General features: G+C 72.8%; 16 protein-coding genes. 10 read left to right on the forward strand and 6 right to left on the reverse strand.

The window, feature by feature from the left end; genetic code table 11:
* The first annotated feature begins 171 nt into the window (after window positions 1-171).
* Window positions 172-1,620 carry a wax ester/triacylglycerol synthase family O-acyltransferase gene (locus AB0C84_RS28305; RefSeq protein ID WP_361072313.1) on the forward strand — a complete coding sequence of 483 codons (1,449 nt, stop codon included), beginning with the start codon at window positions 172-174 and terminating at the stop codon, window positions 1,618-1,620.
* Between the two features lie 5 nt (window positions 1,621-1,625).
* On the opposite strand, the gene AB0C84_RS28310 is transcribed toward AB0C84_RS28305, so the two are convergent.
* Entirely contained in the window at window positions 1,626-2,615 is a 990-nt protein-coding gene (locus AB0C84_RS28310; protein ID WP_361072316.1) for a hypothetical protein, read from the reverse strand.
* 148 nt (window positions 2,616-2,763) lie between these two features.
* A complete protein-coding gene (locus AB0C84_RS28315) occupies window positions 2,764-3,690 on the reverse strand; it encodes an NAD(P)/FAD-dependent oxidoreductase (protein WP_361072319.1) in 927 nt (308 codons plus the stop codon).
* A gap of 64 nt (window positions 3,691-3,754) precedes the next feature.
* Between AB0C84_RS28315 and AB0C84_RS28320 the strand changes: the two genes are divergently transcribed.
* Window positions 3,755-4,327, forward strand: a complete 573-nt coding sequence (locus tag AB0C84_RS28320) for an XRE family transcriptional regulator (protein ID WP_179846552.1) — start codon at window positions 3,755-3,757, stop codon at window positions 4,325-4,327.
* 85 nt (window positions 4,328-4,412) lie between these two features.
* The gene (locus AB0C84_RS28325) at window positions 4,413-5,648 is read left to right on the forward strand and encodes an MFS transporter (RefSeq protein WP_361072323.1); all 1,236 of its coding nucleotides are present in this window, start codon (window positions 4,413-4,415) and stop codon (window positions 5,646-5,648) included.
* Between the two features lie 147 nt (window positions 5,649-5,795).
* Here the strand turns inward: AB0C84_RS28325 and ddaH are convergent, their stop codons facing one another.
* Complete coding sequence (ddaH, locus tag AB0C84_RS28330) at window positions 5,796-6,635, reverse strand: dimethylargininase (RefSeq protein ID WP_361072326.1); 840 nt, start codon at window positions 6,633-6,635, stop codon at window positions 5,796-5,798.
* Window positions 6,636-6,881: 246 nt separating this feature from the next.
* Here ddaH and AB0C84_RS28335 point away from each other — a divergent pair, with 246 nt between their 5' ends.
* Window positions 6,882-7,877 (forward strand): hypothetical protein, encoded by a 996-nt coding sequence (locus tag AB0C84_RS28335; protein WP_361072329.1) that lies wholly within the window; start codon window positions 6,882-6,884, stop codon window positions 7,875-7,877.
* A gap of 61 nt (window positions 7,878-7,938) precedes the next feature.
* Here the strand turns inward: AB0C84_RS28335 and AB0C84_RS28340 are convergent, their stop codons facing one another.
* Window positions 7,939-8,943, reverse strand: a complete 1,005-nt coding sequence (locus tag AB0C84_RS28340; protein WP_361072332.1) for a DUF1259 domain-containing protein — start codon at window positions 8,941-8,943, stop codon at window positions 7,939-7,941.
* A gap of 145 nt (window positions 8,944-9,088) precedes the next feature.
* Here AB0C84_RS28340 and AB0C84_RS28345 point away from each other — a divergent pair, with 145 nt between their 5' ends.
* Complete coding sequence (locus AB0C84_RS28345; protein ID WP_361072335.1) at window positions 9,089-9,748, forward strand: hypothetical protein; 660 nt, start codon at window positions 9,089-9,091, stop codon at window positions 9,746-9,748.
* Between the two features lie 16 nt (window positions 9,749-9,764).
* Here the strand turns inward: AB0C84_RS28345 and AB0C84_RS28350 are convergent, their stop codons facing one another.
* A complete protein-coding gene (locus tag AB0C84_RS28350; protein ID WP_361072338.1) occupies window positions 9,765-11,297 on the reverse strand; it encodes a helix-turn-helix domain-containing protein in 1,533 nt (510 codons plus the stop codon).
* A 132-nt stretch (window positions 11,298-11,429) separates the two neighbouring features.
* Between AB0C84_RS28350 and AB0C84_RS28355 the strand changes: the two genes are divergently transcribed.
* The 3 genes from AB0C84_RS28355 to AB0C84_RS28365 all read left to right on the forward strand — a co-directional run bounded on the left by AB0C84_RS28355 (window position 11,430) and on the right by AB0C84_RS28365 (window position 14,418).
* Window positions 11,430-12,668 carry an FAD-dependent oxidoreductase gene (locus AB0C84_RS28355; RefSeq protein ID WP_339155143.1) on the forward strand — a complete coding sequence of 413 codons (1,239 nt, stop codon included), beginning with the start codon at window positions 11,430-11,432 and terminating at the stop codon, window positions 12,666-12,668.
* 114 nt (window positions 12,669-12,782) lie between these two features.
* Window positions 12,783-13,757, forward strand: a complete 975-nt coding sequence (locus AB0C84_RS28360; protein ID WP_361072342.1) for a DUF2637 domain-containing protein — start codon at window positions 12,783-12,785, stop codon at window positions 13,755-13,757.
* Between the two features lie 52 nt (window positions 13,758-13,809).
* A complete protein-coding gene (locus tag AB0C84_RS28365) occupies window positions 13,810-14,418 on the forward strand; it encodes a hemerythrin domain-containing protein (RefSeq protein ID WP_179846564.1) in 609 nt (202 codons plus the stop codon).
* A gap of 64 nt (window positions 14,419-14,482) precedes the next feature.
* Here AB0C84_RS28365 and lpdA read toward each other — a convergent pair whose 3' ends face one another.
* The gene (gene lpdA, locus AB0C84_RS28370; protein ID WP_179846565.1) at window positions 14,483-15,886 is read right to left on the reverse strand and encodes a dihydrolipoyl dehydrogenase; all 1,404 of its coding nucleotides are present in this window, start codon (window positions 15,884-15,886) and stop codon (window positions 14,483-14,485) included.
* A 292-nt stretch (window positions 15,887-16,178) separates the two neighbouring features.
* Here lpdA and AB0C84_RS28375 point away from each other — a divergent pair, with 292 nt between their 5' ends.
* Window positions 16,179-16,883 carry a hypothetical protein gene (locus tag AB0C84_RS28375; RefSeq protein ID WP_361072346.1) on the forward strand — a complete coding sequence of 235 codons (705 nt, stop codon included), beginning with the start codon at window positions 16,179-16,181 and terminating at the stop codon, window positions 16,881-16,883.
* Between the two features lie 106 nt (window positions 16,884-16,989).
* A complete protein-coding gene (locus tag AB0C84_RS28380; RefSeq protein ID WP_258941860.1) occupies window positions 16,990-18,399 on the forward strand; it encodes an MFS transporter in 1,410 nt (469 codons plus the stop codon).
* Window positions 18,400-18,464: the final 65 nt, after the last annotated feature.

Below are 18,464 nucleotides of genomic sequence, written 5' to 3' on the forward strand. Positions count from 1 at the left end.
GTCGGGACGCGGGCAAATGTTCTCCAGCGCCGAGAAAAGTGGTCGATGAACTGGGTGAAACGTCCCGTTAAGTCGCTGTTACTTCCTGGCGGCCTTCATTGACCTGCGGACTTCCAGCGCATAACTCCTAGAGAGTAAGCCGGCGCAGGACGAGCGGACGGACGAGAGAGCATGACCCAGCTGACCACCGTGGACGCCACCTTCCTCCATGCCGAGAACGCGACGACCCATGCCCACATCGCCGGGCTCGGCATCGTCGACCCCGGGACGTGCCCCGGCGGCCGGCTCACCGTCCCGCACGTCGCCGAGCTGATCCGCTCCCGCGCGCACCTCGCGGCGCGGCCGCTGCGGCAGCGGCTCGTCCAGGTGCCGCTCGGCCTGGACAACCCGTACTGGGAGGACGACCCCGACTTCGAGCCCGAGCGGCACATCTCCGAGTTCGGGCTGCCCGAGCCCGGCAGCGACCGGCAGCTCGCCAACCTGGTCGCGATGCTGCACGAGCAGCCGCTCGACCGGTCCCGCCCGCTGTGGGAGATGGTCCTCATCCAGGGCCTCGCCGGCGGCCGGACCGCCGTCTACGTGAAGGTGCACCACGCGGCCATCGACGGCGTGATGGCCGCCGAGACGCTCGCCGCCCTCCTCGACCTGACGCCCGAGCCCCGCGACCTGCCCGCCGACGAGACCGTCCCGGCCCGCGCCCCCGGCATGGCGAGCATGCTCGGCACCGGACTTCTCCGCACCGCGCTGCATCCGGTGCGGTCGGCGGTGTCGGCGGTGCGCACCGCCCCCTACCTGGACGAGGTCCCGGGCCTGTCGTCCCTCCCGGGCGTCGGGCGGATGTCGTCGTGGATGCAGGGGGCGCTGGGCCGTCCGGAGGTGCCGAGGGCGCCGAGGGTCAGCGCGCCGCCGACGCCGTTCAACCATCCGATCGGCCGGCGCCGCGCGGTCGCGTGCGGGGAGCTGCCGCTCGCCGACATCAAGGAGATCCGCCGGGCCCTCGGCGGCAGCGTCAACGACGTGGTCATGGCGCTGTGCGCGACGGCGCTGCGGCAGTGGCTCGACAAGCGCGGCGAGCTGCCCGAGCGCCCGCTGGTCGCGGCCGTGCCGGTGTCGCTGCGGCGCGGCGCGGGCGCCTCCGCGGAGCCGGGCAACCAGGTCTCGATCATGACCACGCCGCTCGCCACGCACCTGCCCGACCCCGCCGACCGGTACACCGCCGTCCAGCGCGACATGGACGTGGCGAAGCGGCGGTTCACCGGCTCGTCGGGCAGCTGGGTGCGGGAGATGAGCGGGCTGCTCCCGGCACCGTTCGCCGCGGCGGTCACGCGGCTCGCGCTGCAGGCCGCGCCGGTGGTGTCGCTGCGCCCGATCAACCTGGTCATCTCCAACGTGCCGGGCCCGCAGTTCCCGCTGTACCTGGGCGGTGCGAAGGTGCTCGGCTACTACCCGATCTCGGTCATCACCGACGTCAGCGGCGGCCTGAACATCACCGTGTTCTCCTACGACGGGAAGGTGGACGTCGGCATCGTCGCCTGCCGCGACCTCATCCCCGACCCCTCGGAGATCATCGACCACCTGGTGGACGCGCTCGACGAGCTGCGCTCGCTCTGCCGCGAATGAGGCCGCTACAGCCCGAGGGCCGCCCGGTGCCGCCGCGCCAGGCCCAGCGCGGCGGCTCCCGCCGGCTGCATCGGCCGGGGCACGGGCCCGCCGAACGGCGCCATCGACACCTCGCCCTCGTCGTTGACCGCGACGAGGTCCCCGAAGAGCCCGCCGAACAGCCCGTCGTCGACGGCGACGACGGTCAGCAGGTCGAGCGCGAACGTCAGCGGGTCCACACCGAGCCCCAGGAAGTGCGCCCGGAGGCGTCCCTCGTCGCGGGCGGCGGTCATCGCCTGGTGAAAAGGCCAGTCGTCCTGGACGAAGTCGTCGCCGTAGTCCTCGTCGGCGCCGAGAAACTCCTCGGCGTACTCGCGGACCATGCACTGCCACAGATCAGGCGGCTCGTCGCCGAGAGGCTGGAACACCCCGACCGGCATCACCTGGTAGAGCCCTCCGGCGTGCGCCACCTTCGCGGCGTCGCGCCGGTGCAGGACGTACCGCCCGGACGTCGTCACGGTGACCGTGGTGACGGCGGGCAGCGCGGGCCTGCGTGACAGGTCGCACGGGTCGCCGATCCGGTCGCGCAACGGCAGCCCGGCCACCCCGGCGGCCAGCTCGTGCGCCACGGACTCGCCCACGTTGACGGCGTCGAAGTAGCGGGCGGGGCCGAGCCGGAGCACCGGCGGTCCGGCCGCGACCAGCCGGTAGCTCGGACGGTCCTCGAACATCTTCGGCGGGGCGAGGGCGGCGACGGCCTCCGCGTACGTCCGGTACCCGTCCGGGAGCCCGTCGTCCGGGTCGGCGATCGCGGGCGGGACGGGGCGGGCCTCCCACTCCAGCCGGATCTCCTCCAGCGGGATCGGAGCCGCGGGGATCCAGGCGTCCCGGCAGAGCAGCGGCGTGCCCGCCACGCGCGGCACGTCCGGGTACAGCCCGTCCGCGACCTCGCCGAACCACCCGCGCCCGGCATTCAGCACCGCCCGCTCCCGCCGCCACGCCTCCTCATCCGTCACACCCCGAGCCTAGGACGGGTTTCGAAGTGGCCTCGGTCAAGCGCGCGAACGCGTGAACTGCCCGGTGGAGCGAAGCCGGAGGCGAGCGGAACCGGGCAGATCGCGAAGCGATGCCGCGTTCGCCAAGGCCCGGTCACGCAGCGAGCCGCTAGGCGAGCGAAGTGGGCCGGGACTTCGAGACGCTGAGGCCTCGCGTGACCTCCTCCTCGACTAGGTCGGCGTTGATCATCGCGGCGGCCATCGCCCCGGCCGCGGCCGCCATGACGACCTGGCCGGACGGGACGACGACGTTGCCCGCCGCCCACACGCCGGGGACGCTGGTCCGCCCGGTGGGGTCGGTCTTCACGAAGCCGTCCTCGCCGGTCTCGCAGCCGAGGTCGGTCAGCGGCCCGGCCTTGGGAACCCACGTCGGCGCGAGGAACACGGCGTCGCAGCCGAGCACCGAACCGTCCGCCAGCTCCAGCCCGGTGAGCCGGTCGTCCTCGACGACGACGCGCCGCACCCCGCCCGGCGCGACGGGGATGCCGCGCGCGGCCAGGCGCGCCGCGTCCTCGCCCGCCGGCGGGGTGTCCGCGACGAACGTCACGTCCGGCGACCACTGGCGCAGCAGCAGCGCCTGGTGGACGGAGTTCGGCGACGTCCCCAGCACGGCGATCCGCTGGTCGCGGACCTCCCAGCCATGGCAGTAGGGGCACATCTGCGCCTCGTGGCCCCACCGCTCCCGCAGGCCGGGGACGTCCGGAAGGACGTCGGTCACGCCCGTGGTGACCAGCAGGCGGCGGCCCCGCAACCGGGTGCCGTCGCCGAGGGTGAGGACGAAGCCCTCCTCGGCGCGGGCGACCGTCCCCTCGACGATCTCGCCGCCGTAGCCGCGCACCTCGGTGCGGCCGGTCTCCAGCAGGCGGGCGGGCGGCATCCCGTCCCGGGTGAGGAAGCCGTGCATGTGGTCGACGCCGGCGTTGCGCGGCTCGCCCGCGTCGACGACGGTGACGGAGCGGCGGGCGCGGGCGAGGACGAGGGCGCCGCTCAGCCCGGCCGGCCCGCCGCCGATGATCAGTACGTCTCGTTCGGTCATGCCCCGAGCGTGCGCGACGCCTTCCGGATTTGACAAACCTCTTTGCCGATCCTGCAATGAGGGCATGGAGACGACCGAGGAGGTCCTGGCCGGGGTCGGGCCGAGGCTCCGCAGGCTGCGGCAGGAGCGGAACGTCACGCTCACCGCGCTCGCGGAGGCCACCGGCATCTCGGTCAGCACGCTGTCGCGGCTGGAGTCGGGCAAGCGGCGGCCGAGCCTGGAACTGCTGCTCCCGCTCGCCCAGGCCCACCAGGTCCCGCTGGACGAGCTGGTCGGCGCCCCGGCCGTCGGCGACCCGCGGATCAGGCCGCGGCCGCTGCGGATGCACGACATGGTCGTGCTGCCGCTGACCCGGCGGCCCGGCGGCGTCCAGGCGTTCAAGATGGTCGTGCCCGAGCGGATCCCGCCGCCCGAGCCGCGCACCCACGGGGGCTACGAGTGGCTCTACGTGCTGAACGGGCGCCTGCGCCTGCACCTCGCCGGGCGCGAGATGGTGCTGGAACCGGGGGAGGCGGCCGAGTTCGACACCCGGCTCCCGCACTGGTTCGGCGGCGCGGGCGGGCCGGTCGAGGTGCTCAGCCTGTTCGGCCCGCAGGGTGAGCGAATGCACCTGCGCGCGAAGCCCCGCCGGTCATGACGCCCACGGGCGTGACATACATTGGGTGAACGTGCAGACCGCCCAAACTCCCCAGAAAACCCCTGCCCGTCAGAAGCCCGCCCCCATGGCGTGGGTGCTGTGGAGCGTCGGCGTCCTCGCCTACGCCGTGGCGGTACTGCACCGGACGTCCTTCGGCGTCGCCGGCCTGGACGCGGTGCACCGGTTCGACGCGTCCGCCGGGATCCTCGCGTCCTTCACCGTCCTGCAACTGCTCGTGTACGCGGGCCTGCAGATCCCCGTCGGACTCCTGCTCGACCGCGTCGGCCCGCGCTGGATGGTCGCCGGCGGCGCGCTGCTCATGGCCGGCGGCCAGGCGCTCATGGCCGTCTCCACCGGCGTCGGGACGGCCGTCGCCGCCCGCGTGATGGTCGGCGCCGGAGACGCCATGACGTTCATCAGCGTCCTCGGCATCGTCGCGACCTGGTTCCCAGGACGCTACGTCCCGGTCGTGACGCAGCTCACCGGGCAGCTCGGACAGCTCGGCCAGGTGCTCAGCGCGATCCCCCTGGTCGCCCTCCTGCACGGCCCCGGCTGGGGCACCGCGTTCGGCTCCGCCGCCGCGCTCGGCGCCCTCATGGCGGTGCTCGCCGTCGCCGTCCTGCGCGGGGGCCCCGCCCGCGCGGACGTCCCGTCCCTGCGCGAGACCGGCACCAACCTCGTCGAGGCGTTCCGCCACCCCGGCACGCGCCTCGGCTTCTGGTCGCACTTCGTCACGCAGTTCTCGTCCAACACCTTCGCGCTGATGTGGGGCTTCCCGTACCTGGTGTCCGGGCAGGGCCTGCGCCCCGCGACCGCCTCGACCCTGCTGACGCTGTTCGTGCTGGTCAACGTCGTGTCCGGCCCGTTCATCGGACGTCTCGTCGCCCGCTACCCGCTGCGCCGGTCCTGGCTCGTCCTCGGCATCGTCGCCCTCAACGCGACGGCGTGGGCGGCCGTCCTCGCCGTGCCGCCGCCCGCGCCGCCCTGGCTGCTGGTCCTGCTCGTGCTGTGCGTCGCGCCCGGCAGCCCCGGCTCGATGATCGGCTTCGACTACGCCCGGACGTTCAACCCGCCCGGACGGCAGGGCACCGCCACCGGCATCGTCAACATCGGCGGCTTCGTCGCCTCACTCGTCACGATCCTGCTGATCGGGTTCGTCCTGGACGCCCTGTCACCCGGAGGCGAGTTCACGCCTGGAGCGTTCCGGGCGGCCTGGACCGTCCAGATCGGCATCTGGGCGATCGGCGTCGCAGGCGTCCTCCGCACCCGCACCCTCGCCCGCCGCCGCGTCTCGAAGTCCCGGCCCTCTTCGCTCGCCTAGCGGCTCGCTGCGCGACCGGGCCTTGGCGAACGCGGCATCGCTTCGCGATCTGCCCGGCTCCGCTCGCCTCCGGCTTCGCTCCGCCGGGCAGCTCACGCGTTCGCGCGGGGGCGAGGCCCCTTCGAGACAGGCACTGGCCCTGGCCGACTAGGAGCGGAGTTCCAGGGTGCAGCACTTCGGGCCGCCGCCCGCCTTGCGCAGCTCCGACAGGTCGACCGGCAGCGGCTCGTACCCGTGCACTCGGAGCGTGTCGATCAGCCCGAGCGCCTCGGCGTTGATGACGACGTTGCGCCCGTCGCACACGGCGTTGAGCCCGAGCACCGCCGCGTCCGCCTCGCTCGCGAGGACCGCGTCCGGGAACAGCCGCTCCAGCACCGCCCGGCTCCCGGGGGAGAACGCGCCGGGGAAGTACGCCACGTTGTCGCCGCCGAGGGGGAACAGCGCCGTGTCCAGGTGGTAGAAGCGCGGGTCGACGAGCCGCAGCGTCACCACCGGGCGGCCGAGGAACTCCTGCGCCTCCTGGTGTGCGGCGATCTCCGTCCGGAACCCCGTCCCGGCCAGGATGACGTGGTCGAGCGTGAGGAAGTCGCCCTCGCCCTCGTTCGTGTGCTGCGGCTCCAGCACCTCGGAGAACCCGTTCTCCAGCATCCACCTGGCGTAGGCGGGCCCTTCGGCGTACCGCTCCGGATGCGTGAACTTCGCCCCGTACACGCGCCCGCCGACCACCAGCGCCCCGTTGGCCGCGAACACCATGTCGGGCAGCCCCTCGATGGGGTCGATGAGGCTCACCTCGTGCCCGAGCGCGACGTACGCCGCCCGCAGCTCCTCCCACTGCGCCACGGCCTTCGCCGCCTCGGCGCCGGCCACCGGGTCCATCCACGGGTTGATCGCGTAGGTGACGGCGAAGTGGTCCGGACGGCACATCAGGTAGTGCCGCCGCAGCGCGGTCCGGACGGCGGTCGGCTCCATCGCCGGCATGACGGTCATACGTGTCTCCAAGGACATCCGAAGGGCGAACGACTCAGCGAAAGCCTAAGAACCAGCCACGCGCAATCCAATGCGTCAACCTTGCTCTGAGCTGGCGTTTCGTTGCGTCTTTCCGCCTGCTGCGCGCTATTCGTTGCGCGTCCCCGCGGCGTCGCACCGGCCCGCGGCCACCGATCCCCGCCCCTCCGGCGCCTGCGCCCACCGCACGGTCCTGCCGCCGCGCGGACGGCACCCTAGAGTTGCGGGATGTCAGAGCCGACATCACCTCCGCCGCCGATCGGGACCCCCGGCTGGGACCGGGAACTCGCGGGCATCGGGCTGGACCGGCCCCAGGTCGACGCCGGGGTGGATCAAGCGCTGGAGTCCGTGGCCGCCGGCGACCAGTTCGACCCGCACGACCTGGAACTTGAGACGGATGCCGAGAGTGCGGCCGTCTGGGTCCTTCTGCACCAGCGGTTCCCGTCCTACGGGATCCTGGTGTACCTGCGAATGTGCTGGTCGGACGGTGACCACGTCCTCCAGAACTGGGTCGTGCGCCAGCTCGCCGCGATGCTGACGCACGGCCCGGGCCCGGTGGCCGAGTCGGCCGAGTACGGGCTCTGGGTCGACTACTTCGAATCGGCCGAGGTGTCGCAGGTCTTCACCGCGCTGGCATCCCAGATGCCGCGATCCCACTGGGAGTGCCTGATCAGTGGTGCCGGTCCGGTGCCCTGGGACGCCAAGCGGGGCGTGTTCCGGGAGGCGGCCGAGGTCCCGGCGCTGCATCCCGCGCTCGCCAGGGGCCTCACGGGTTCGTTCTACGACGTGTACGGCCAGGTGGACGCCGTGGAGGCGGCAGCGCTGCTCGACCGGATCACCGTCGCGGACGAGGATCTGCGGGAGGCTCTGGCCGAGGCCACCACGCAGCCGCTGCGGCTGCGGACGGGTTCGGCCGTGATCGTGGACGATCCGGGATGGACGCACCAGGGAAGCTTCCTGCTCCGTGCGGTGGTGCGCAGCCCGCGGACCCGGTGGGTGTGGCGATCCGAACTGGTGGCCGACGGCCGCGTGTACGGCCGGCTGGTGCACTGGGACTTCCCGTTCGACGCATCGCAGATCGCGCACCGTACCGTGGCCGCCCCGGAGCCGGAGGGACGGATCGTGCTGTTCCGGGTGGAAGGGGATCCTGAGCACGCCGAGTCGCTGGTGAACCGGGACATCGAGGCCTGGCCACCCGGCCTGAGAGAGCATCTGGCGCGCTGAGGGCGCGGCCGGCGAGGGTTTCCGCCGGCCGCACCTCAGCGTGAATGCCGTGGGCCGCGGGTCAGGCGCGCTTGGCCGCCGTCCGGTCGAGTCCTTCGCGGATCTGCCGGGCGAGTTCGACAGGGTCGCCGACGCGGTACATGTGCGAGAAGTACAGCTGCGGGTGCTCGTCGGTCTCCTGGTTGTAGAGGCACCCCACTTCCCAGCGATGGCGACGCATGACCGAGATGACCGGTTGCGTCTCGCTCGCCGTCATCGAGAAGTCGGGGATGACCGCCGCCCTGCCCCGCCCGAGCGGCTGGAACTGGATGTTGGTGGACACCCCGAGGTCCGGATCGACGACCACACCGCCGAGCCTGATCTTGTCGGTGCGCCGCACGGTCACCGTGACGATCCCGTTCTCCCCGACCGTCGCGTCGCCGCCGAGGACCCTCTCCAGCTTCCGCACGGGAAGCGGGGTCCTGGGATGCGGCGGCGAGTGCTGCGGCAGCGGCGTGGACGTCTTGCCGATGACGGCGCGCGCGGCGCCGGCCAGCCGGATCGGGTCACCGATCGCACGGAAGTGCACGAACCACACCATCGGCCGCATGTCATACAGGTGCTGGTGCTGCGCCTGGAACGTCAGCCCGTGGGCGATGAACGCGTCGATGACCGGCTGGATCTCCTGGGGACGCAGGGTCAGATCGCCGTTGAGGATCGCCTTTCCGCGCCCGAGCGACTGGAAGAACAACTCGTGCTGAAGCTGGAAGCCGTCCTTGAATCTCACCGGGGGATTGCCCCCGATGACATGGAGGTCCTTGCGGTCGATGTCGACTTCGAGAACTCCGCTTTTGCTCACCTGCCCGTCGGCTTGCAGTATCTTCTCGATCGCCTTGACCGGAAGCCGCTGCGTCCCGGCTCTGGTCTGCGATGCCGCCGCCCGCGGGCGCTCCGGGCCCGCGGCCGTGGCGGTCCCGCCGGGCGCCGCCACTCCGGTGGCGACCAGGCCCGCGAGAAGCGCGGCGGCACGGCAGAACCGGCCGACCGTCCTCCTCCGCGCCGTTTCCGATGAACTGATTATGATCATGAGTTTTTCCCCCGTTCGTTCCAAGCTCTCCCCTGGCACGGGCAAGCGCGAACGCGGGCGAAGATCATGGAATTGCTACCGGAAGGAAAGGCGCGGAGGCGCGGCCCGGTGGAGGAGTGCGGGCCGATCGTCCAGAATCGTGGGCATGCGAAGGTCGGATCGGATCGCATGGTGGACGTTCGGCATCGGCATCGTCGCGGTCTTCGGTGGTGTCGGGGTCGTCGGCATGCTGGCCGATCCGCCTCCTCCGGAGCCGCCCTCCCCGCACACCATGGACATGTTCTGCCCAACCGAACCGGGCGGCAGGGCGCGGGCCGACACGTATTTCAAGGAGATCGCCGGGCCTTACCGGGGCAAGGGCCCCCACGCGGTGAGGCTGCTGTTCGTGAACGCCAACACCGGCGAGGACGCCGGCGAGTTCCCTTCAGGCTGGACGGCGGACGATGGCGGGAGCGATGCCGGCGCGAAGCCCCGGGTCCAGCTCGTCGCCTGCGGCTACCAGGAGACGGCACAGGAGACGCGGGTCTGCGAGTACCTTCCCGAGTCCGTCGCGCGGTTGGACTGGCGGCTGTCGGGGCGCACGGGGGCTCGGGGCACGACCAAGATCTCGCTCCTGAAGGCCTCCTACGTCTTCGAGATCTACGAGGCGAGGACCGCCAGGCCGCTGGGCCGCTTCACGGTGCCCGGCGACGCGGCGTGCCCGGGGAGCGTCGAGCTCGACGACCGGGCCTCCATCGGGCAGGAACCGCACGCGGCCAAGTTGCGCAAGGCCTTGCGCCCCTACGTGGAGCGCGCCGTCGGCTGAGGAACGGACTCGCGGGCTATGGCCGGGCTTCGAGGGCGGCGAGTTGGAGGCGGAGGGCTAGGCGGCGGTGGGGGGTAGAGAGGTCTACCGCGGTCACCTCGTTCATGCGGCGTAGGCGATGGCGGAGGGTGTTGGGGTGGACGGCCAAAGCCTGGGCGGTTCCCTTGGGGTCGCCGTAGTGGTCCAGCCAGGCGGCGAGGGTCGGGAGGTAGGACGTTCCGTGTTCGTCGTCGTGGGCGCGTAGGGCGGGGAGGGGGCCGCCCAGCGGGTCGGTGCCGACTGCCTTGCGGGCGCGTTCGACGACCACGGCGTCCCAGGCGTCCTCCAGGAGGACGGTGCCGGGGGCGAGGCCGCCGGACTCGACGAGGGACGCGAGCTCGGACGCTTCGGTGCGGGAGCGGAGCAGGTCGGCGGGGGAGTGGGCGGGGCCGCCCGCCGCCGCGTACAGGGTGCGGTCGTGGGCGCGTGCGCGGGTGAGGACGTGGCGCAGCCAGGGCATCGTTCCGGACTCGGCGGTGTCGCGTCCCGGTTCCGCCAGGACCGCGAAGATCGTGCCGGCGAGGTCGGTGAGGAGGGGGCGGTGCCAGCCGTAGCGGCGGGTGATCGCGTCCCAGAGGTCGAGGCGCCGGCGGACGTCCTCGGTCCCGCCCCGGTTCCCGAGCGCGATCACGCGCCAGGGCGGCGGAGCGGGGACGGGCCGGGAGCCGTCCTGGAGGGCGGCGCGCACCTGGTCCGCCGTGAGGCGGCGCGCGACTCCGGCCTCGGCCCGGAGGCGGAGCAGGTGCAGGGCCAGGACGGACGCCAGGTCGGCCAGGCGCCGGACGCGGTCGGGAGAGATCGCCGTGCGCGCCACGACCCAGATCGAGCCGAGCCACTCGCCGCCGGCGCGGACGGGGATGACGAGGCGGGGCAGCATGCCGTCCGGGCCGGCGGGGACGAGGACCGGGTCGCTCGACCGGGCCAGCTTGCGGAACACCCCGGAGGCGCGCAGATGGGCGATGACCTGCGGCGGGACGCGGCGGCCGACGATCGTGGAGACGCGGGCCGGGTCGGTGCTGTCCTGGCGGCCGGAGTAGGCGAGGACGCGGGAGCGCGCGTCCTCCAGCGTCACCGGGGCGTCGGCGATCTCGGCGGCCGTGTCGGCCAGGGCGAACAGGTCGTCCCGCGGGCCGGACGGTCCGGGGAGCGGGGCGTGGGCGCGGTCGACGGCGCCGCGCACCAGCCAGATGACGTGCGTCCAGGACGCGTCCCGCTGCAGTTCGACGAGGGCCGGTCCGAGGCGGCGCGCGGCGGCGGTCACCTCGGCGGCGCCGGCGAGGGGCGACTTGAACACGACGCCGCTCGCCCCCGCCGCGCCGGCGCGTTCCAGGAGCGCGACGGCGGCGTCCGGGTCCGCCACCCCGGCGCCGAGGACGATCTCTCCCGGCTGCCCGGCGGCCTCGCCGGGTTCGGCCAGGACGACGTCGTGCACCTGCGCGTCGCGGCCGGGCGCGACCAGGCGCAGCAGGCCCGGGCCCAGCGCGTCGACCAGGCCGCTCACGCTGATCATGCGTTCTCCTCTCTCCCCCCATTGTGCGCTTCGCATCATGGCGGGCTCCTCGATTGTCCGAACACGACAGGGGCATCGGCTCGCGGACGCATCACCATCGAAGTGACCCGTTTCACGAGGAGAGGAGAGGCCATGGCGCGCCGAGTCGCCGTCGTGGGGGCCGGCATGGTCGGTCTGTCCACCGCATGGTTCCTGCAGGAGCACGGCGACGACGTCACCGTGTTCGACCGGCGGGACGTCGCGGCCGGGGCGTCCTGGGGCAACGCCGGGTGGCTGACCCCCGGCCTGGCGACCCCGCTGCCCGAACCGGCCGTCCTCTCCTACGGCGTGCGCGCGGTGCTCAGCCCGTCGTCGCCGGTCTACGTTCCGCCGAGCGCGAACCCGCGGCTGCTGCGGTTCCTCGCGGGGTTCGCCCGCAACAGCACGGCGGCGCGGTGGCGGCGCGCGATGGAGGCGCTGGTGCCGATCAACGGCCGGGCGCTGCCGAGCTTCGACGCGCTGCTGGACGGCGGCGTCCGCGCGGAGACCAGCGAGGCCGGGTCGTTCCTCGCCGCCTACCGGACGCGGGAGGAGCGGCGCGTCCTGCTGGAGGAGATCGAGCACATCCGCGCGGCCGGCCAGGAGCTGGAGTACGAGGTGCTGACCGGCGACGAGGCGCGCCGGGTGGAGCCCGCCCTGTCCGGGGAGATCGGCGCGGCGATCCTGCTGCGCGGGCAGCGCTTCATCAACCCGGGCGTGTTCGTGCACGCCCTCGCCGACTCGGTCCGCGACCGCGGCGGCAAGATCCGCGCGGGCGCGGACGTGACGGACGTCCGGGACGAGCCGGGCGGGGTGGCGGTCCGCACGGGCGGCAGCGACTTCGAGACGTTCGACGCGGTGGTCCTCGCGAGCGGCGTGTGGCTCGGCGGCCTCGCCCGGCGGTTCGGGGTCGGCGCGCTCGTCCAGGCGGGCCGCGGGTACAGCTTCAGCGTGCCGATGGAGCGCGTCCCCGACGGGCCGGTGTACTTCCCCGCGCAGCGGGTCGCCTGCACGCCGCTCGGCGACCGTCTCCGCGTCGCCGGGATGATGGAGTTCCGCCGCCCCGAGGCGCCGCTCGACCCGCGCCGGATCCGGGCGATCGTCGAGGCCGCGCGCCCGCTGCTGCGCGGCGCCGACCTCGACGCCCGGCGGGACGAGTGGGTCGGGTCGCGGCCCTGCACCCGCGACGGCCTGCCGCTGATCGGCGCCACCCGGTCGCCGCGGGTGTTCGCCGCGGGCGGCCACGGCATGTGGGGCATCACGCTCGGCCCGGCCACCGGAAGCCTCCTCGCGGAGATGATCGCCACCGGGCGCCGTCCCGGCGAGCTGGACCCGTTCGACCCGCTCCGCTGACCCGCCCCCCGTCAGCCTGCGGCTTCTGGGTGGTTATGGCGCTTTCGTCCGGACGGGCGGTCGCGAGGCGCTACCGTCTCGGGGTGATCCGGACCCCGTGACGGAGGAGCGCCGATGGACGAGCAGCGCGCGGCCGCCGTGCCGCTGACCCGGGCCCAGCGGGTCCTGGCCGGGGTCGGCGGCCTGTTCTTCGCCGGCCTCGCCGGGCTCGGCGGCTACGGGTCGTTCGCCTCCGTCCGGGACGTGGCCGAGCCCTGGTTCGGCGGCCAGGCGTGGATCGTCCCGGCGGGCGTCGACCTCGGCATCCTCGCGCTGGTGTCGGTCGCGCTGCTGCTGGAGTGGCTGGCCATGCCGATGCCGGCGCTGCGCTGGATGGCGTTCGCCTTCACCGCCGCCACCGTCTGGCTGAACGTCTCGGCCGCGCACGGCGACCCGACCGGCATGGTGATGCACGCCGCGATGCCGGTGCTGTTCATCACGTTCATCGAAGCCGTCCGGCACGCCATCCGCCGCCGCGCCGGGATCGCCGCCGGGACCGTCCGCGAAGGCGTCCCCCTGGCCCGCTGGCTGCTCGCCCCGTTCTCGACGTTCCGGCTGTGGCGGCGCATGGTGCTGTGGCAGATCACCTCCTACCCGCACGCCCTGACCGCCGAGCAGCGCCGCCGCCATGCCCTGGCCCTCCTGGACGACCACTACGGCCGCAGGTGGAGGAGCAGGGCCCCCGCCGACGTCGTCTGGATGCTCACCGACGGCGTCATGCTCGACCAGGCCCTCGCCCGCGTCACCGAGCTGACCGCGCCGAAGCCGGAACCCGTGGAGGAGCCTCCGCCCGCGACGACGCCCGCCCCGAGGAAACCGGCCCAGAAGGCGCCGCCTCAGAAGGCCCCTTCCGAGACGCCGCAGGAAGCCCCGGCCCGGAAGGCCCCGCGCGGCGTGGCCACCGACAACGAGGCCCGCGCCCTCACCATCCTCGACGCCGAGCCCGGCATCACCGGCGCGGAACTCGCCCGCCGCCTCGACATCAGCTCCCGCCAGGGTCAGCGCCTCCTCAGCCGCCTCAACCGGCCTGCGCCGACGCATTCGTCCTGAGCCGTCACCTTTCCTCCGGCCGCTCCGTCAACGCGGTGAAGAAGGAGGAGCGATGAGCGAATACGACTGGACCCTGATGTACGTCATGCACGACGCGCTGAGGAGGGAACTGGAGCATCTCGCCAAGGTGACCGCGCGCGAGGACGACGACCCCCGCCGCCTCCTCGCCGCGGCCGCGGGCTGGGAGTTGTTCAAGGTGTCCCTGCACGCCCACCACACCGCCGAGGACGAGGCCCTCTGGCCGGTCCTGCGGGGAACGCTCGCCGGGCAGGCCGACGACCTGGCCCTGCTGGACGCGATGGAGGCCGAGCACGCCGCCGTCGACCCCCTCATCGAGGCCATCGACACCGGCGCCGAACCCGTGGGCGAGCTCGTCGACGCCCTCGCCACCGCCCTGACCGCGCACCTCGCGCACGAGGAGAAGGAGGCGCTGCCGCTGATCGACGCCACCCTGACGCCGGAGCAGTTCCAGGCCTTCGGCCAGGCCCACGGCCGCCACGTCGGCCCCGACGCGCCGCGCGTGCTGCCCTGGCTCCTCGACGGCGTGGACGAGGAGACGGTCGCGACCACGCTGTCAGTCCTGCCCGCGCCGGCCCGCACCGCGTTCGACACGCAGTGGCAGCCCGCCTACAAGGCCCTGGAGCGCTGGCCGGCGTCCTGACCCCGCGACGGCGAGGCCGCCGCCACGTTCGAACCGTGGCGGCGGCCTCGTGCCGTTCCGCGGATCAGAGGTTGATCATGTGGCCGGCCAGGCCGTGCACGGCCTCCTTCATGGCCTCGCCCAGGGACGGGTGGGCGTGCACGTTGCGCGCGACCTCGTTGACGGTGAGGTCCCACTGCTGCGCCAGGGTCAGCTCGGGCAGCAGCTCGGTCACCTCGGGGCCGATCATGTGCGCGCCGAGGATCTCCCCGTACTTCGCGTCGCTGATCACCTTGACGAAGCCGTCGCCCTCGCCCAGCCCGAGCGCCTTGCCGTTGGCGCTGAACGGGAACTTGGCGGTCTTGACCTCGAAGCCCTGCTCCTTCGCCTGCGCCTCCGTCCAGCCGAACGAGGCGACCTGCGGCTGGCAGTAGGTCGCGCGCGGGATCATCACGTAGTCGAGCTCCATCGTCTCGGCGTCGCCGATGGTCTCGGCCGCGACGATGCCCATGGCCTCGGCGGCGTGCGCGAGCATCAGCTTCGCGGTGACGTCGCCGATGGCGTAGATGTGCGGGACGGACGTGCGGCAGCGGCCGTCGACGTCGATCGCGCCGCGCTCGGTCAGCGCGACGCCGGTCTTCTCCAGCCCGTAGCCCTCGACGTTCGGCTGGAAACCGATCGCCTGGAGCACCTTGTCGGCCTCCAGCACCTGCTGCGCGCCGTCCTTGCCGGTGACGGTGACCTTGACCTTCTCGCCCGAGTCGTCGATCGCGTCCACCCGGGTCGAGGTGAGGACGTCCACGCCCAGCTTGCGGTACCGCTTCGCCAGCTCCTTGGACACGTCGGCGTCCTCGTTCGGGACCATCCGGTCCAGGAACTCGACGATCGTGACCTTCACCCCGTAGTTGTGCAGCACATAGGCGAACTCGACGCCGATCGCACCGGCGCCCGCGATGACGATGCTGCCCGGGAGCTCGGAGCTGAGGATCTGCTCCTCGTAGGTGACGACGCGCTCCGAAAGCGACGTGCCCGGCAGCAGCTTGGTGTGCGCGCCGGCCGCGATGATGCAGTTGTCGAACGTGACCGTCTCGCTCGACCCGTCCTGCTTCGCCACCTCGAGGGTGTTCGGGTCGGTGAACGTGCCGCGCCCGTCGTAGGACGTGATCTTGTTCTTCTTCATCAGGAACTGGACGCCCTTGACGAGCTTGTCCGACACCTGGCGGCTGCGCTGGTAGGCGACGCCGTAGTCGAAGGACACGCTGCCCTCGACGTTGATCCCGAACGTCTTCTGCTCGTGGGTGAAGATGTGCGCCAGCTCCGCGTTGCGCAGCAGCGCCTTCGAGGGGATGCAGCCGACGTTGAGGCACACCCCGCCCCAGTACCTCTCCTCGATGATCGCCGTCTTCAGCCCGAGCTGCGCCGACCGGATCGCGGCGACATATCCACCCGGGCCCGCGCCCAGGACCACGACGTCAAAGTGTTCGCTCATATCCGAAGACGATATTCGCCGCGACCCTGTGCTCGCATCCCGGCGGGCGACGCGCGGGGCGCCGGGTCGGAGGCGGCCGGGACATCCTGTTAGGGTTTCGGCAAGGTCTCCCTCCGGTCACGATCCCTGGGAGCCCGTCGACTGACAGGGCGGCGCGCGAGGGCGCGAGCCCGGTGCCGTCCCGGCCGCGGAGCCCGGCGGCGTCCCCTGGAACGGCGGTGCCGCGGCGCTGGAACATCCCGCCTCGGCCCGGTCGTTGTCCCCGTTCCGAGCCGAGTGGAGGAGAAGGCGAGTGAGGATCCCCAAGCGCGTCAACACCGTCCTGGACTGGGTGGAACAGCACCTGCTCGCGTTCGCGGTCGTCGTCGCGCTGGTCGTGGTCGCGCTGGTCTCCACGCTCGCGCCGCCGGCCGTCGGCCTCCCGGTCGCCGGGTTCGTCCTCGGCGCCGCCGCCGGGGGCCTCGTCGTGCACCTCCGGCTGAGCCGCCGCATCGCCCGCGCCCGCTCCGACAACGACAACCTGCTCCGCGAGAACGGCGCGCTGCGGCACCGCAACACCGTCCTCGCCAGCGGTGTGATCACTCGGGAGGCGCAGGAGACGCAGGCGCTCGTCGCCATCCCCGAGGACGACCTGCTGGACGCCCCGGACGATCCGCAGACCACCGCGTCCCTCGACGAGCTGCTCGGCGGCGATCCGCAGACCACCGCGTCCCTCGACGAGCTGCTCGGCGGCGATCCGCAGACCACCAACGAGCTGCCGGACGACCCGGGGACCACCGTCGACCCGCCGGCCGGCGGCGACCCCCAGGCCACCGGCGACCCGCAGACCACCGACGAGCTTCCCGGACGGGGCAAGGCCCCGCGGCGCGCCGCCGATCCCCTGGACGGCGACCCGCAGCGCACCACCGTCCTGCCCCCGCTGCCGGACGACCTCCTCGGCGGCGCCGACGAGGACGAGGACACCGCGCGCACCCCGCGCCGGTCCCGCAGGGCCTGACCGGTCGGCACCCGTCCTGCCCCGCCCTGACCAGGGCCTTCTACCGCAGAGTCATCGGAGTCCCAACCCGGCGTTACTTTTGCTGATCTTCGGGCAGAGGCAAGCCGTGAACGACTCGACGAACGCGCGGCAGGGAGCGGATCCGGGACGCGGAGGCGAGGGCACCGGACCGCCGGAAGGCGCGGCGCCCGACGAGGGCGCCGTCCGCAAGGCCGTGACCGCGTCGGCGATGGGCAACTGCATCGAGTGGTTCGACTTCGGTGTGTTCAGCGCCGGGGTGATGACGTCGATCGTCGGCACCGTGTTCTTCCCCGAGGACGCGTCCGGCAGCGCCACGCTGCGCTCGTTCGCGCTCGTCGCCGCGGCGTTCCTCGCCCGCCCGTTCGGGGGCATGTTCTTCGGCCCGCTGGGGGACCGGCTCGGCCGCAAGCGGGTGCTGGCCGCCACGATCATCCTGATGTCGGGCTCGACGTTCGTGATCGGCGTCCTGCCCGGCTACGCCACGATCGGGCTCGCCGCGCCGCTGCTGCTGCTCGGCGTCCGGCTCGTCCAGGGCTTCTCGACGGGCGGCGAGTACGGCGGCGCCGCCACGATGATCGCCGAGTACGCGCCGACGAACCGGCGCGGGTTCTACGGCGCGTTCCTGGAGTTCGGCACGCTCGGCGGCTACATCATGGGCGCCGGGCTCGTGCTGCTGATCGACCTCCTGCTCAGCGAGGACGCGATGCAGAGCTGGGGCTGGCGCATCCCGTTCCTCATCGCGCTGCCGCTCGGCGCCGTCGGGCTCTACGTCCGGACGCGGATCGAGGACACCCCGACCTTCCAGCACATGGAGGCGGAGGGCAGGAAGGCCCAGTCGCCGCTCAGGGAGACCGTGGAGCACCACTGGCGCACCATCCTGAACCTCATCGGCATCGTGATCCTCCTGAACGTCGCCGTCTACACGCTGCTGACGTTCATGCCGTCCTACCTCGTCGACTTCCTGGACATGGACGACACCTCGTCGCAGCTCACCACGATCGGCGTGGAGGCGGCGATGATGGTGGTGATCCTCCCGCTCGGCGCGCTGTCGGACCGGATCGGCCGCAAGCCGCTGCTGATCGCCGCCGCGGTCGGCTTCCTCGTGCTGTCCTGGCCGGCGTTCGCGCTCATGCAGACGCACGACCCGGCCGGGGTCGTGGTCGGGTACGCGATCATCGGCGGGCTGCTGGTGATGATGCTGGCGGTGATCGGCGCGACGTTCCCGGCGATGTTCCCGACCAAGGTCCGGTACGGGGCCTTCGCCATCGGCTACAACATCTCGACGTCGCTGTTCGGCGGGACGGCGGCCGTGCTCGTGGGCTCGCTGATCGACGCCACCGGCTCCAACTCCGTCCCGGCCTACTACCTGATGATCGTCGCGCTGGTGGCGCTGCTGCCGATCATCAAGATCCGGGAGACCGCCGGGGTGCCGATCGAGCGGGCCGGGGAAGAGGACGCCCCGGAACCGGTGGGTTCCGGGGCGCGGCGGAGCTGAACGGAGCGCGCCGGGGGCCGGGGGGGCGGGCCCGGGGCCGGCCGCGGGGGGGGGGAGAGGTATGT

Source organism: Actinomadura sp. NPDC048955 (genome assembly GCF_040649435.1).
Taxonomy (GTDB): domain Bacteria; phylum Actinomycetota; class Actinomycetes; order Streptosporangiales; family Streptosporangiaceae; genus Spirillospora; species Spirillospora luteofluorescens.